Source organism: Granulicella sp. L56, assembly GCF_009765835.1.
Classification (GTDB): domain Bacteria; phylum Acidobacteriota; class Terriglobia; order Terriglobales; family Acidobacteriaceae; genus Edaphobacter.
The window spans coordinates 699,982-713,404 of the sequence record NZ_LMUS01000001.1 but is presented as its reverse complement, the minus strand read 5'-3'; the positions used below and the strand labels follow the sequence as shown (position 1 = coordinate 713,404).

Below are 13,423 nucleotides of genomic sequence, written 5' to 3'. Positions count from 1 at the left end.
GATGATAGCAGCGGCGGGGGCGTAAGTAGAATTGAAGATATGGGGATTTCTTTGGTTGAGGGCACGTTTGCGGGTCTGATCTTCGATTGCGATGGGACGCTGGTGGATACGTCTCCGGCACATTTAGCGGCGCTGCAGGTAGGGCTGGATGCGTATGGTTTGACGGTGGCGAAGGAGTGGTATTACCCGAGGGGCGGCCTTACGCCGGATGCGCTGATGGACGATTATGAGGCGCTACTTGGCAGAACGGTGCCGCGCGAGGACATCCTTGCACGGCATAAAGCGGCGTTTCAGGCGGAGTTGCAGGGGTTGCAGGAGGTCACGGTAATTGCGGAGGTCGCGCGTGAATGGCATGGACGGGTGCCGATGGCTGTTGCCTCGAATGGGCGCAGGGAGAATGTCGAAGCCAGCCTGACGGTGACGAAGCTGCTGCCGTTGTTCGACTATGTCGTGACATCCGAGGATGTGGAGCGGGGAAAGCCTGAGCCGGATGTGTTTTTGGAGGCTGCGCGGCGGATGGGAGTTGCGGCTGCGGATTGCATCGTGTTTGAAGATACCGATGAGGGGCTGGAGGGCGCTCGCAGGGCGGGGATGCGGAGTGTTGATATTCGCGAATACTTTTTGCCGGAGCGATAGGCTGGCCGGGCGCGATGTGGTTGATTGCCTCCTCTCGCCGAATTACTGAGGTGTAGGGAGGCATGCCCCAGGGGCTAAAGCCCCTTGCTGTTGGCCGAATGAGAAGCCAAGGCTGAAGCCTTGGCGTACCTAGATGCAAGGGCAACGGCAAAATGCAACGGCAACGGCAAGTGCAACGGCAAGTGCAACGGCAAGTGCAACGGCAAAAGCAACGGCAAAAGCAACGGCAAAAGCAACGGCAAAAGCAACGGCAAAAGCAACGGCAAAAGCAACGGCGAAATATCGAGAAGACTTGCCTTTGGATGGAGCGAGATATGAGTGGACGCTGTTAGAGCTTTTTCAGGTAGCCCATGATCTCGGGGCTGGTCCAGTCCTGCGCGGAGACGAATTTTCTGCGCACCATGCCGTTCTTGTCGATGACGTAGCTTTCGGGGATCTGGAGCGTGCCGTAGAGGTGGTTGATGCGGGTGGTGGGGTCGCGGACGGTGAGGAAGTCGATGTGGTGCTGGACGAGGAAGCGGCGGTAGACGGTGTCGTCTTCATCCTGGCTGATGGCGATGATGATGATGTCGGGCATCTGTTGATGAAGTCGGATGAGGCTGGGCAGCTCGTCGAGGCAGGGAGGGCACCAGGTGGCCCACAGGTTGAGGATGACGGTGTGGCCACGGTACTTGTTGAGGGTGACGGTCTGGACGCCGTCGCTGACGGTAAACTCGGGCGCGGGAGTGCCGACCTGATGGGGATGACTTCCGCGGTCGCATCCGGCGACCAGCAACATTCCAAGGACTACGCCTGCCCAGACTTTACGCACATTACGCTCCGCTTCCTATAATACAAAGTCGTGAACCCTAACGAGCTTATCCCTGAGTTGGAACCTTTGCTGTCGGTGATTGTTCCTGCGCGCAATGAAGAGAGTGTGCTGGGGGCGTGTCTGGCGTCGCTGGTGCGGCAGTCGGAGCCGGGGTTCGCGCTGGGGACGCAGTGGGAGTTGATTGTTGTCAACGATGACTCCGCCGATAGCACGCGAGCGGTTGCGGAGGGGTATGAGGGCGTGGTGGTGATTGATGCTCCGCTGCTGGATTTGAGTGGGGCCGGTGCGCTTTCGGGGAAGTCGAATGCGTGTTGGGCCGGCGCGCAGAGGGCTCGGGGAAGGCAGCTGCTGTTTACCGATGCAGACACGCTGCATGAGCAGGGCGATCTTTCGCGGGCGCTGTTTGAGATGGAGAAGTATGAGGCAGCTCTGCTGTCGTATTCGCCGCGGCAGATTGTGACCGGCTTCTGGCAGCGAGCGGTGATGCCGCTGGTGTTTTCGGAGCTGGCGAGTGTCTATCCGATGAAGCAGGTCAACGATCCCGAGACGAGCCTGGCTGCGGCGAATGGGCAGTTTTTGATGGTCGAGCGGGATGCTTATTTTCTGGTGGGCGGTCATCGCGCGCTGGGAGGGACGGTGCTTGAAGATGTAGCGCTGGCACGCAATATTAAGAGCGGGGAGCGGACGATACGATTTCGCTATGCGCCGGATGCGCTGGCTACGCGGATGTATCGCAGCACGGCGGAGATGGTGGAGGGGTGGACGAAGAACCTTGCGCTGCTGTTTCCGCGGCCGATCTATCTGGCAGCGTGGCGGGTGCTGGATGTGCTGCTCTTCTTTGGCCTGCCGGGGCTGGCGGTGGGGATGTACTGGTTGCAGCCGTGGCAGCGGGGCGTGATCTGGGTGATCTGGCTGCGAACGCTTTGGCGGTTTTATTCGCGGGTGGCGCGGTCGAACTTTCCTGCATCTGATGTGGTGATCTCGATCCTTGGGGTTCCACTGTTTGTGTATCTGCTGGTAAGGAGTGTGGTAGACCATCGGGTGAAGAAGTCGGTTGTTTGGAAGGGTCGGAGGTATGGCGGCGGGTAGGTTTGTGGCTGGTATGGTGAAGGCTTAACACCGATTTGCACCGATGACACGGATTTAAAACAGGCAACGGCAAAGGCTGATACAGGGGCCTCTCCACTGCGCTGCGCTTCGGTCGAGATGACGTAGAAGTAGAGGGGCTTTGGTCGAGATGACGTAAGTTTTGGTAGCAGGTGTTTTCAGTTTGCTGCGGATATGATTGAGGTTTGTATCCGCGTGGCTGCGCGGAGCGTCTAATGGAAAGAACAACGATGATCTTATTGACACGCAAAGCCGAGTTTTCTTCCGCACATTTTTATTGGAATGATGCGTGGTCTGCTGAGGAGAACCAGCGGGTCTTCGGCAAGTGCTCGAATCGTAACGGTCATGGGCATAATTACACGCTTGAGGTTACTGTGGCCGGTGAGGTCGATCCGGTATCGGGGTTTGTGGTCGATCTTAAGCAGTTGAAAGATATTCTGGAGCGCGAGGTCGTCAGCGTGTATGACCATCGGCACCTCAATCTGGAAGTGCCGGAGTTTGCGAAGAAGATTCCGACGACAGAGAACATCGCGATTGCAATCTGGCAGCGGCTCGAAGGCAAGATTCCGAATGCGAAGCTGCACCGGGTTCGGGTGTATGAGATGCCCGATCTCTTTGCCGACTTTTATGGTGAGCGATGAAGGCCTATCTTTCACGACGCTATCATTTTCCGGCCTCGCATCGTTTGAACAGCGATGCGTATGACGCAGAAGGGAACCGGGCTGTTTTTGGCAAGTGCAACAATCCGCATGGGCACGGGCATAACTACACCGTGCAGGTGACGGTGAGCGGAGAGGTCGATCCGGCGACGGGCATGGTTTGCAATCTTGGTGAGCTGGATGCGTTTGCACAAACAAATCTGCTGGATTGTTTTGACCACGCGAATTTGAACACGCTGGATTGCTTTCGCGAATCGGTTTCGACGACAGAGAATCTAAGTATTGAGGTTTACCGTATTTTTCGTAGTTTTCCTGCTGCCCATTTGGAGCGGGTGCATGTCGAAGAGACGAGCAATAACTCCTTCGACTATGCAGGTGGTATAGATCCCGGTTTCATCTAAAAAGGAAGGTTCCCTATGGCAGGCATGTCCGCCACACTTGATTCCGTTTCGCTTGAAGCTGCTTCGACGCAGGAGCTGTACCGTGAATTGCTGCGCCGCATGGGCGAAGACCCTGATCGCGATGGCCTGGTGCGCACGCCGGAGCGTATGGAGAAATCGATGGCCTTTTTGACCAAGGGCTATGCGATGGATGTTACCTCTGTTCTGCATGATGCGTTGTTCGATGTGGACTACGACGAGATGGTGATCGTGAAGGACATCGAATTTTTCTCGCAGTGCGAGCACCATCTGCTGCCGTTCTTCGGCAAGGCACACATCGCCTATGTGCCGAATGGCAAGGTGATCGGGTTGAGCAAGATTCCGCGACTGGTGGATGTCTTCGCGCGTCGGCTGCAGGTGCAGGAGCGGCTGACGAAGCAGGTGAGCGAGGCAATTCAGGAGGCGATCAATCCGCAGGGCGTCGCGGTGATCCTGGAGGCGCAGCACCTGTGCATGATGATGCGTGGTGTGGAGAAGCAGCACTCGTCTACGGTGACCTCGTCGATGCTGGGCGTGTTCAAAGAACAGAGTCAGACACGGAGTGAGTTCTTGTCGCTGGTGCGGCGACAGGGGAATGGAATTTAGCGAATCGACGTTTAGCAACTAGACTGGGAGATGAATGAACGGTCTTCTGGTATTGGATAAGCCCTCAGGGCTTACATCGCATGACGTTGTAGCTATTGTTCGCCGGGCTACGGGCGAAAAGTCTATTGGACATCTTGGCACGCTGGACCCTATGGCTACCGGGGTTCTTCCTCTTTTGCTTGGCAAATACACTCGCTTGGCGCAGTTTTTTGGACAGGCGGAAAAGTATTATGAGGGGTCGATTCGCTTCGGCTTTGCAACCGACACTTTTGATGCTGAGGGAACTGCGGTGGGTGATCCGCAACCGCTGACGCGCTCGCTTGAGGAGCTTCGTGAGTTAAGCGAGCGGTTTCGTGGCGAGATTGATCAGATGCCTCCGGTTTATTCCGCAAAAAAAATCAATGGCGTTGCGGCGCACAAGCTGGCTCGCGCTGGAATCGAGGTTGCGGTGAAGCCTGCGCGGATTACGATTCATGCCTTCAGGCTGCGGAAGTTACAGGGCGACGTGGCTGCGTTTGAGATGCAGGTGTCGGCTGGTGGGTATGTTCGTTCGGTGGCAAATGAGTTGGGGCAGCTTGCGGAGTGCGGAGCGCATCTGGCTTCGTTGCGACGAACTCGTGCTGGCGTGTTTACGCTGAACGAAGCGGTGACGGTGGAGCAGTTGAAACAGGCGAGCGGTCCTGAAGAGATTGCGGCTCTGTTGCCGCATCCGCGAACGCTGCTGCCGGAGATGCCTGCGGTGACGGTGGATGAACAGATGGCGGGACGGCTGCGGAATGGGATGCAGGTGAACCTGCCGGAGTTCTCGCAGGCTCCATTGGTGAAGGTCTTTACCAGTCCGACGGATCTGCTGGCGATTGCAAAGCGAGTGGCCGGGACGCTGATGCAGCCTATTGTTGTGATGGGGTAGGTGAAGGACTTAACACCGATTTGCACCGATGACACCGATTTAAGGACAGGCAACGGCAAGGACAAAGACGAAATACAGGGGTCTCTCCACTGCGCTTCGCTTCGGTCGAGATGACGTGCATTTATGCAGGTTTTGAAAATGGGAGCTGCAGTAAGTATGGCTGCTATTTTTTTGTCAGGAGGGGCTGGATAAGCGGCAGCACATTTTCAGCTACGATCTTGTTTCCGGCTGCGGTGGCGTGGGTCTGGTCGGCTTGCATCATGCCGGGCACGCCGTAGACGCCCTGCAACAGAAATGGAAGCAGGGGGATGTGATGCTTCTTTGCCAGCAGGGTGTAGGTCTCGTCGAAGTGCTGGATGTAGTCGTGGCCGTAGTCGGGCGGAAGGGTGATTCCGGCGAGGGCGATCTTTGCTCCGGTGGCCTTGAGCGTGGTGATGATCTGATCGAGGTTGGCGCGTGAGTCCTCGATGGGCAGGCCACGAAGGCCGTCGTTGCCGCCGAACTCTACGACGACGACGGTTGGCTTGAGGGCGACGATGGTGTCGAGGCGCTCGACGCCGTCTTTGGTGGTGTTGCCGCTGATTCCTTCGTTGACGACACGGTAGTGGTAGCCGCGAGCGTCAAGGTCGGCTTGCAGATAGTCGGGATAACTCTGGCCGGGATCGGCTCCGTAGCCTGCGGTAAGGCTGTCACCGAAGCAGGCCAGTACGGGACGGTTGTCCGGCCTGGTTGCTGGCGGCGGTGCGGCCGGTTCGGATTGCGACTGGGCGACGGGTGTCGAACTGACAGGGGCGGAGGGTGGCGTGGAAGGGCTTGATTTGCATCCGGACATTGCGATGGTGACACCCGCTACTATAAATAGAGTCTGAAGCTGCCGCATATGTATCAAGTTATCAGGAGGAGCGACGCCGGTGAATGCTATGGAAGGCAGGACTGCTCCGATGATTCACGTCGAGGGGCTGCGCAAGTCGATTCGCAACGGGTCGCGGACGGTGGATATTTTGAAGGGCGTGGACTTTTCCATTCCTCAAGGCCAGTTTGCAGCGATTATGGGAGCGTCGGGCAGCGGAAAGTCCACGCTGCTGGGATTGCTGGCGGGGTTGGACACGCCCAGCTCCGGCGACGTGCGGCTGAATGGAGTTGCGATCAGCTATCTGCCGGAAGACAAGCTGGCGCAGGTTCGCGGAAAGACGATTGGGTTTGTCTTTCAGTCGTATCAATTGATTCCAACGTTGACGGCACTGGAGAATGTTCTGCTGCCTTACGAACTGAACGCAGGAGAGACGCAGTATGGGTTGGCGCGGGCGCGAGAGTTGCTGACCAGCGTTGGCCTGGGCGATCGGCTGGGGCATTATCCGGTACAGCTTTCCGGCGGCGAACAGCAGAGGGTGGCGCTGGCGCGGGCGTTTATTCTGCGGCCTCCGATTGTGCTGGCCGATGAGCCTACGGGGAATCTCGATAGCACCAATGGAGAGCATGTGCTGGAGCTGCTGCTGAACCTGAATAAGAAGGAAGGCACGACGTTGGTGCTGGTGACGCATGATGCGGTGCTGGCTGCGTATGCCGACCGCAGGATCACGCTGCGGGATGGGGTGATCGTCTCCGATGAGGCGGGCCGAAGTGCTGCGGGTTCTACGGTGAGGGAGTAGCGATGGCGGGCCTCTCCTATCATTCCGCCGCCCGAATCGCTGCACGCGAGATGCGCTCGTCGCGTGGCAAGTTTTTCTTTGTCATTCTCTCTGTTGCGATTGGTGTTGCCGCGCTGACCGGCGTTCGTGGATTTTCTTCTTCGTTTCGTGCGACGCTGCTGACGCGGGCACGGAGCATTATGGCGGCCGATGTTTCGGCGAGGATGTTTGAGCAGCCGACGCCAGAGCAGCAGAAGGGGCTGGACGAGATCGCGGCGGATGGCGTGGAGATGACGCCGGTGACGGAGCTGCTGTCGATGGCGAGTTCGGCGAAGACGCTTGATCCGCTACTGGTTTCGCTGAAGGCTGTCGATCCTGCGATGTATCCGTTTTATGGGACGGTGGAGCTTGCTCCGGCGTCTGCGTTGAAGAGTGTTTTGACGGCGAATAGCGTGGCGGTGGCAGATGACCTTCTGGTGCGGCTGCATCTTAAGGTTGGCGATGAGCTGAAGATCGGTAACAAGCTGTTTCGCATCGCTGCGGTGGTGGTGAACGAGCCGGACCGGTTGTCAGGGAATTTTGCCGCGGGCCCGCGGGTGCTGATCTCGCGCGAAGGGCTGGATGCAAGCGGGCTGCTTGCTCCGGGCAGCCATGCGGGGCAGAGATTTCTGTTCAAGCTGCCTGCTCCGCCAGATGGCAGCGCGATGCCGGACTCTAAAGTGTCTGCGTTGCGAGATCGTCTGGAGAAGCTGCTGCCGGAGTCGCGCGTGATCGACTATCGCGAGACGAATCCGGCGTTGACGCAGGGGCTGGACCGGGCGACGAGCCTGCTTTCGCTGATGAGCCTGGTGGCGCTGGTGCTGGGTGCGATCGGCGTTGGCATGGCGATGCGGGCTCATTTGCAGCAGCGACTCGATACGATTGCGATCATGAAGTCGCTCGGTGCGAGCTCCGGGCAGATCATGAAGATTTATCTGCTGCAGACTTTGCTGCTGGGGCTGCTGGGGGGAGTGATTGGCGTCGCCTTGGGCGTTGGGGTGCAGATGGCGTTTCCGCATCTGCTGGCGGGATTGCTGCATATGCAGACCGAGATTCATGTGCAGGGACGGACGGTGCTGACAGGACTTGCCGTGGGCGTGCTGACGACGCTGCTGTTTACGCTCCCTCCGCTATTGGATATTCGCGGCGTGCGTCCGGTTTTGATTCTGCGGCGAGCGGTGGAAGAGAGTGACGATCCGTTTGTGACCGCCATCTTTCGCAAGCTGCGAAAGAATGGCGCGCAGATTGGTGCTGCTGTTCTGATTCTTGCGGGGCTGGCGGCGATTGCGGCTACGTTGAGTGATTCGACGATGGTGGGCGTCGTGTTTTCGCTGGGACTGGTGTCGGTACTGGCTGTGCTGCTGGCCGCTTCGGCGCTGGTGCTTGCGGCGTTGAAGCGCTTTCTGGGGCGGACACGGTTGAGTCTGCCGTCAGCGGTGCGGCACGGGCTGGCGAATCTCTATCGCCCGGGCAATCCTTCGGCTGCTCTGCTGGCGGCTCTGGGGCTGGGCGTGATGCAGATCATGACGGTCTACTTTGTGCAGCAGGCCGTGGTGAGAGAGCTGCACATCAGCAGTGCGCCGAATCTGCCCAACGTCTTTCTGGTGGACATTACGCCGAGCGAGATTGATGGAGTGCGCGTCTTGCTGAAGGCGCAACCGAGTGTGACCGCTCCGGCGGAGATGATGCCTGTGGTGTCGTCGCGCATCGTCGCGATCGATGGCGTGGCGGCGGACCAGGCGAAGCTGAAGAACTTTCCCAAGCGGATGCTGCAATCGATCTCGCTGACCTGGGCTGATAGCGCACCGCCGGGGACCAGCACCGTCGCAGGAAAATGGTGGCAGGCTGGGGAGAAGTCGCCGGTGGTGGCGGTGAATGAGAACGACTCCGAACGGCTTGGGGTAAAAGTCGGGTCGCATCTCACGTTTGCCGCGCAGGACTCGCGCTTGACGGCGACGGTGGTGGCGTTGATCAAACCGGATGGACAACATGCCTACTCGCGTGCGGCGTTTATTCTGCCTCCGGCTGCGCTGGCCGGGCTGCCGGTGGTCTGGTACGGAGGCGTTCATGCCGATCCGGCGCGGGTCGGGGAGTTGCAGCGCGCGCTGTATCACGCCTATCCGACGGTGACGGTGATCAATGTAGCGCAGGCGCTCGAGACGGTGCGCTCGGTGGTGATCCAGATTACCTATGTGATCCAGTTTCTGGCGGCGTTCTCGATCTTCGCGGGGATCATTATTCTTGCCAGCAGCATCGCCGGGACGCGGTATCGCAGGATCAGGGAGGTGGTGGTGTTGAAGACCCTGGGAGCGACACGGCAAAGGATTGCAACCATCTTCTCGATTGAGTTTGCGGTGCTGGGTCTAGTTGCGGGTACGGTTGGTATTACCTTTGCCAATGTGATTGCGCGAGTGGTTCTACACCGAATGGATGTTGTGTTCCATTGGCAGTGGGGTTGGTCAGCGCTGGCACTGGTGGGAACGGCCGCATTGACGGTGGCGACGGGGTGGGTGGCAAGCCACCGAATTCTGGGGCAGAAACCGCTGGAAGTGCTTCGAGAAGAATAGGTTACTGAATATCGCCTGGACCATTCTGGAACTCCTGTTTTTGTGCGATAAAACTGGAACAATTTTTCTATTGACATTCATTTCTTCGCTCCCGTAGATTTCAATGCGGCTCACGAATTCATAAATTGATCAGACCAAAAGGCTGACAAAGACGAGCTACGCAATTTCAAGGAGATCACCGGGATGCAATTCAAGGATGTGTTGCGCGGGCAGCAAGCAATAGGAACAAGGTTTTCAAGATGGATGGGCGCAGGCATTCTTCTCGCTGCATTCGTGGGCTGTACGTGGATGGTTGAACCGGCGATGGCCCAGACCGGTGGTCAAGGTGCCGTTCAGGGAACGGTAACCGATGCGACGGGCGCCGTTGTTCCGAACGCGACCGTGACCGCAAAGAATCAGGACAGCGGTGTGGTGACGACGCGCGTGTCTTCTTCAGCGGGTCTGTACACGATCAATCCGATTATTCCGGGAACGTACACAGTCACTGCGTCCGCACAAGGATTTCAATCATTCAAGCAGCAGAACCTCGTCGTCGACGCTTTGAAGGTCACCGGACTGAACGTGACGCTCACGGTCGGTAACACGAGCGAGACGGTTACGGTGACAGAAGCGCCTCCTGCGCTGGATACGACCAACGCTACTCTTGGCGGCGTCATCGAGAATTCGACCTATACCAACCTGCCGTTGCAGATGAATGGACAGCAGCGCGATCCGACGGCGTTTGCCACCTTGCTGCCGGGAGCACAGTCGCAGGGCAGTGCGCGCGCTCCGATCATCGGAGGAACAGGGAACTACATCGCCGAAGTTTATGTCGACGGTCTACCGACGACCACGGCCAACCAGCAGGGAGACAACCGCGTCGTCTCGAACTCGATCCCGGTCGAAGCAGTGGACCAGTTTCAGGTGTTGACCAGCGTTCCCGGAGCGGAATATCAGGGCGCGGGCGCACTGAACTTTACCATCAAGTCGGGCGGTAATCAGTATCACGGTACCGCCGCAGCTTATGTCCGCAATACGATCTTCGACACATGGGGCTTCAGCGCTCCTGCCTTGACTCAAAAGGACGCCAACGGAAATACGATTCCTGCCCAGAAGCCGGTCGAGCATCAGAACGAGCTTGTCGGCGCGATTGGTGGTCCTATCCCGTTCACCCATAAGAAGGGCTTCTTCTTTGCGACGTATGACAAGTATCACGGCCGCAACGGAATCAACCCGAATACGCTTACCGTTCCCACCACACTGATGCGGACCGGCGACTTCTCCGAGTTGTCCTCGACCGTGCCGGTCATCTATGACCCTTCTACCAATGCGTGCACGGCAAATGGTTGCACTCGTCAGCCATTCATGGGCCTGAAGAACGGTGTTCCGACGCTCAACGTCATTCCTGCCAGCAAGCTCTCTCCGATTACCCAGTACATGCAGAAGTTTTTGCCCGACCCAACCAATAGCGGCATCGTGGGCAACTACCTTGGCGGCGTTCCTTCGGGATACGACAACTGGGAGTTCTTGAGCAAGGTTGACTACGACCTCACTCCATCGCAGCGGCTCTCGGTAGTGCTGACGCTTGGCAGCCGTAAGAATGTTCCCTTTACGGTTGGCGGAACGCCTGCAGGCGTTGTCCTTCCTCTTCCATACACCGCCGGCGGCTATGCGACCATCAAGCCGACCATCATCGATGTTGAACACTCCATCGTCATCAAGCCGAACCTGGTCAATCAATTCAAGTTTGGCTTCACGCGGTTCTCTCAGCCGATTGAGTCGCTTACCGATGGAATCAAACCCTATCGTGCCGCGGCAGATATCGGAATCACCAACCTGCCTGCGGGACAGGCGTCGGACGAGTTCCCCGGTGTAACGTTCAATGCAAGCACGGCGTTTCCCGTTGTTCAGGGCAACTGGACCTCGAATGGCGCATCGGGTGCGACCCAGACCACCGTTCCCAATGCCTTTACTCTCGTGGACAACCTTCAGTGGATCAAGGGCAAGCACTCGATGACGTTCGGTGTCCAGATGCAGTGGCTGGAGGACAACGTCGCAGCGCAGCTTGGGCCGTCAGGCATCTTTACGACGACGTTCAGCCCCAACGACACCGCGAACTATACCGGCACATCGATCGACAGCACTAAGACCGGCTACTCCTATGCCAGCTATCTTCTGGGCGCCATCAATAGTTCCGCTACAACGATTCAGGCGTTTGCCGAGGAAGGTGGACGGTACCGTCCTATCTCGCCTTACTTCCAGGACGATTGGAAGGTAAACAACAAGCTGACGCTGAACCTTGGCCTGCGCTACGACTACTTCCCTCCCTACCACGAGGTACAGGACCGGTGGAGCTATCTGAATCCGACGAAGATCAACGCAGCTACCGGAACCCCGGGCGCACTTGAGTTTGCCGGTAATCGCGGAGCGGACATCAGTTGCGAGTGCAGGACGCCGGTACATACTTATATGAAAAACTGGGGACCTCGTGTTGGGTTCTCCTATTCTGTTAACGACAAGACGGTGGTCCGTGGTGGTTATGCTCTGGTGTACTCGCGTGCAGGCGGCGTGGGTGGACGTGGCGGAGCGGGCAGTGGTACCAGCCAGGCAGGCTTTACCGCCAACCTGGTTTTGCCTGCAGCACAGACAACGGGAGTCAATGCCGGGCCTTCGTATTTCCTGAACAGCCAGAATACGGATTTTGGCGGAGCTGGATATCAGTTGACCTCGCCCGCCGCGCCAAGCGCCGCGAGCCTGTTGATTGGCACCGGCAACTACATCAATGGCGCGGGTGGTGTACAGACAGCGGGCGGCGCTCCCGGCTATGCCGATCCTTACCTGTCTGGCCGCGCTCCTGAGGTCAACTTCTATAACTTCGGCTTCGAGCGTTCCGTAACGAATGACCTGACGCTGTCGGTGAACTATGCAGGCAGCAATGCACACTTCCTCTCAACCGGCGCGAACGCCCGTGGCTACTGGGCGGGGCAGCTCGATCCGGCGTATCTGGCCGGATTGGGTGCGGTGCGCGCTTCGGATGGAAAGACTCCAATCCTGAACGCTCCTGCAACGGCTGCAAACGTCGCTATCGCGGCGGCTGCCATGCCGGGAGTTGCGGCACCCTATACTGCCTACACCGCGGCGGCGGCCAAGAGTTCGGCTGCCACGATTGCCCACATGCTCACCGCCTTTCCGCAGTATTCCGGAACCACGGATACCTGGGGCAATGTCGGAAACGTCAGCTATAACTCGCTTCAGATCTCCTTGAACCAGCGGGAGTGGAAGGGCCTCAGCTACACGCTCAACTACACCTACTCGAAGAACCTTGGCGACGACAACACCTTCCGCAGCGGTTTCGATATTCCGGCAGGCGCGTCGTCGAATGGCGTTGCCTCTCACCAGGGCCGTGCTGACCGCTCGTACACGACGGTAGCCGTGCCGCAGAACCTTGCAGCCTACGGCGTCTACAAGCTGCCGTTCGGCAAGGGCGGCATCGGCGGAGACAACTTCCTGGTACGGACGCTCGCGGGCGGCTGGCAGTTCTCGAGCATCTTTACTTATGGCTCAGGCGTGCCGCTGGCGATTACCTATGCGGGTTGCACCGCACCCGGACAGGGACAGTGCATGCCCGACCTGAATCCAAGCTTCACTGGTTCGGCTCGCATCAATGGCACCTGGGGTAAGGGCGTCACGGCGAAATCGTTGAGTTCGATTAATTACATCGATAGCAATGCCTTCTCTGTGCCGAACAACTATGGGACGACTGCTGCTGGTCAAACTGCGATTACCAAGATTGGCGATGCGCCACGGTCCGCACCATATCAATTATGGAATCCGAGCACCTACGAACTGGATGCAAGCGTTCGGCGCAGCTTCAATCTGACGCCCGAGCGTGTGAAGTTGATTTTCGAAGCGGACTGCCTGAACGTGCCCAACAAAAATACGTTCGGTGGCATCGCAACAGCATGGGGTGCCGCTAACTTTGGCTCGGTAGGTTCAGCCAAGGGAAACCGTGACTTCCAGTTCGCCGGCCACGTCAACTTCTAACGTTTCAGGTAACACCCC

Annotated in this window: 11 protein-coding genes; 9 read left to right on the top strand and 2 right to left on the bottom strand. The window is 58.1% G+C overall.

Annotated elements, in window-relative coordinates:
- Positions 1-39 precede the first annotated feature (39 nt).
- A complete protein-coding gene (locus GSQ81_RS02920; protein WP_158909218.1) occupies positions 40-636 on the top strand; it encodes an HAD family phosphatase in 597 nt (198 codons plus the stop codon).
- Positions 637-964: 328 nt separating this feature from the next.
- Here the strand turns inward: GSQ81_RS02920 and GSQ81_RS02915 are convergent, their stop codons facing one another.
- Complete coding sequence (locus GSQ81_RS02915; RefSeq protein ID WP_254059956.1) at positions 965-1,447, bottom strand: TlpA disulfide reductase family protein; 483 nt, start codon at positions 1,445-1,447, stop codon at positions 965-967.
- 30 nt (positions 1,448-1,477) lie between these two features.
- On the opposite strand from GSQ81_RS02915, the gene GSQ81_RS02910 reads away from it, so the two are divergent.
- The 5 genes from GSQ81_RS02910 (at position 1,478) to truB (ending at position 5,148) form a co-directional block, all read left to right on the top strand.
- Entirely contained in the window at positions 1,478-2,536 is a 1,059-nt protein-coding gene (locus GSQ81_RS02910; RefSeq protein ID WP_254059955.1) for a glycosyltransferase family 2 protein, read from the top strand.
- 248 nt (positions 2,537-2,784) lie between these two features.
- Positions 2,785-3,195, top strand: a complete 411-nt coding sequence (locus GSQ81_RS02905) for a 6-carboxytetrahydropterin synthase (protein WP_158909217.1) — start codon at positions 2,785-2,787, stop codon at positions 3,193-3,195.
- On the top strand, positions 3,192-3,614 hold the full coding sequence (locus GSQ81_RS02900) for a 6-carboxytetrahydropterin synthase (RefSeq protein WP_158909216.1): 423 nt from the start codon (positions 3,192-3,194) through the stop codon (positions 3,612-3,614). The genes GSQ81_RS02905 and GSQ81_RS02900 overlap by 4 nt, the downstream gene beginning before the upstream one ends.
- Positions 3,615-3,629: 15 nt before the next feature.
- Positions 3,630-4,238, top strand: coding sequence for a GTP cyclohydrolase I FolE (folE, locus tag GSQ81_RS02895; protein WP_158909215.1), 609 nt, complete (start codon positions 3,630-3,632; stop codon positions 4,236-4,238).
- Positions 4,239-4,272: 34 nt separating this feature from the next.
- Positions 4,273-5,148 (top strand): tRNA pseudouridine(55) synthase TruB, encoded by an 876-nt coding sequence (gene truB, locus GSQ81_RS02890; protein WP_158909214.1) that lies wholly within the window; start codon positions 4,273-4,275, stop codon positions 5,146-5,148.
- Between the two features lie 163 nt (positions 5,149-5,311).
- Here the strand turns inward: truB and GSQ81_RS02885 are convergent, their stop codons facing one another.
- Positions 5,312-6,028: an arylesterase gene (locus GSQ81_RS02885; protein WP_158909213.1), complete on the bottom strand. Its 717-nt coding sequence runs from the start codon at positions 6,026-6,028 to the stop codon at positions 5,312-5,314.
- A 40-nt stretch (positions 6,029-6,068) separates the two neighbouring features.
- Here GSQ81_RS02885 and GSQ81_RS02880 point away from each other — a divergent pair, with 40 nt between their 5' ends.
- The 3 genes from GSQ81_RS02880 to GSQ81_RS02870 all read left to right on the top strand — a co-directional run bounded on the left by GSQ81_RS02880 (position 6,069) and on the right by GSQ81_RS02870 (position 13,405).
- The gene (locus tag GSQ81_RS02880) at positions 6,069-6,797 is read left to right on the top strand and encodes an ABC transporter ATP-binding protein (protein WP_371715219.1); all 729 of its coding nucleotides are present in this window, start codon (positions 6,069-6,071) and stop codon (positions 6,795-6,797) included.
- A 2-nt stretch (positions 6,798-6,799) separates the two neighbouring features.
- Positions 6,800-9,382, top strand: a complete 2,583-nt coding sequence (locus tag GSQ81_RS02875) for an ABC transporter permease (protein WP_158909212.1) — start codon at positions 6,800-6,802, stop codon at positions 9,380-9,382.
- A 183-nt stretch (positions 9,383-9,565) separates the two neighbouring features.
- Positions 9,566-13,405, top strand: a complete 3,840-nt coding sequence (locus GSQ81_RS02870; protein WP_158909211.1) for a TonB-dependent receptor — start codon at positions 9,566-9,568, stop codon at positions 13,403-13,405.
- Positions 13,406-13,423 lie beyond the last annotated feature (18 nt).

Bases quoted from the DNA above. Each gene is read 5' to 3' on its own strand.
- GSQ81_RS02920 (WP_158909218.1), top strand. From the start codon at position 40: ATGGGGATTTCTTTGGTTGAGGGCACGTTTGCGGGTCTGATCTTCGAT.
- GSQ81_RS02905 (WP_158909217.1), top strand. From the start codon at position 2,785: ATGATCTTATTGACACGCAAAGCCGAGTTTTCTTCCGCACATTTTTAT.
- GSQ81_RS02900 (WP_158909216.1), top strand. From the start codon at position 3,192: ATGAAGGCCTATCTTTCACGACGCTATCATTTTCCGGCCTCGCATCGT.
- folE (WP_158909215.1), top strand. From the start codon at position 3,630: ATGGCAGGCATGTCCGCCACACTTGATTCCGTTTCGCTTGAAGCTGCT.
- truB (WP_158909214.1), top strand. From the start codon at position 4,273: ATGAACGGTCTTCTGGTATTGGATAAGCCCTCAGGGCTTACATCGCAT.
- GSQ81_RS02885 (WP_158909213.1), bottom strand. From the start codon at position 6,028: ATGCGGCAGCTTCAGACTCTATTTATAGTAGCGGGTGTCACCATCGCA.
- GSQ81_RS02880 (WP_371715219.1), top strand. From the start codon at position 6,069: ATGGAAGGCAGGACTGCTCCGATGATTCACGTCGAGGGGCTGCGCAAG.
- GSQ81_RS02875 (WP_158909212.1), top strand. From the start codon at position 6,800: ATGGCGGGCCTCTCCTATCATTCCGCCGCCCGAATCGCTGCACGCGAG.
- GSQ81_RS02870 (WP_158909211.1), top strand. From the start codon at position 9,566: ATGCAATTCAAGGATGTGTTGCGCGGGCAGCAAGCAATAGGAACAAGG.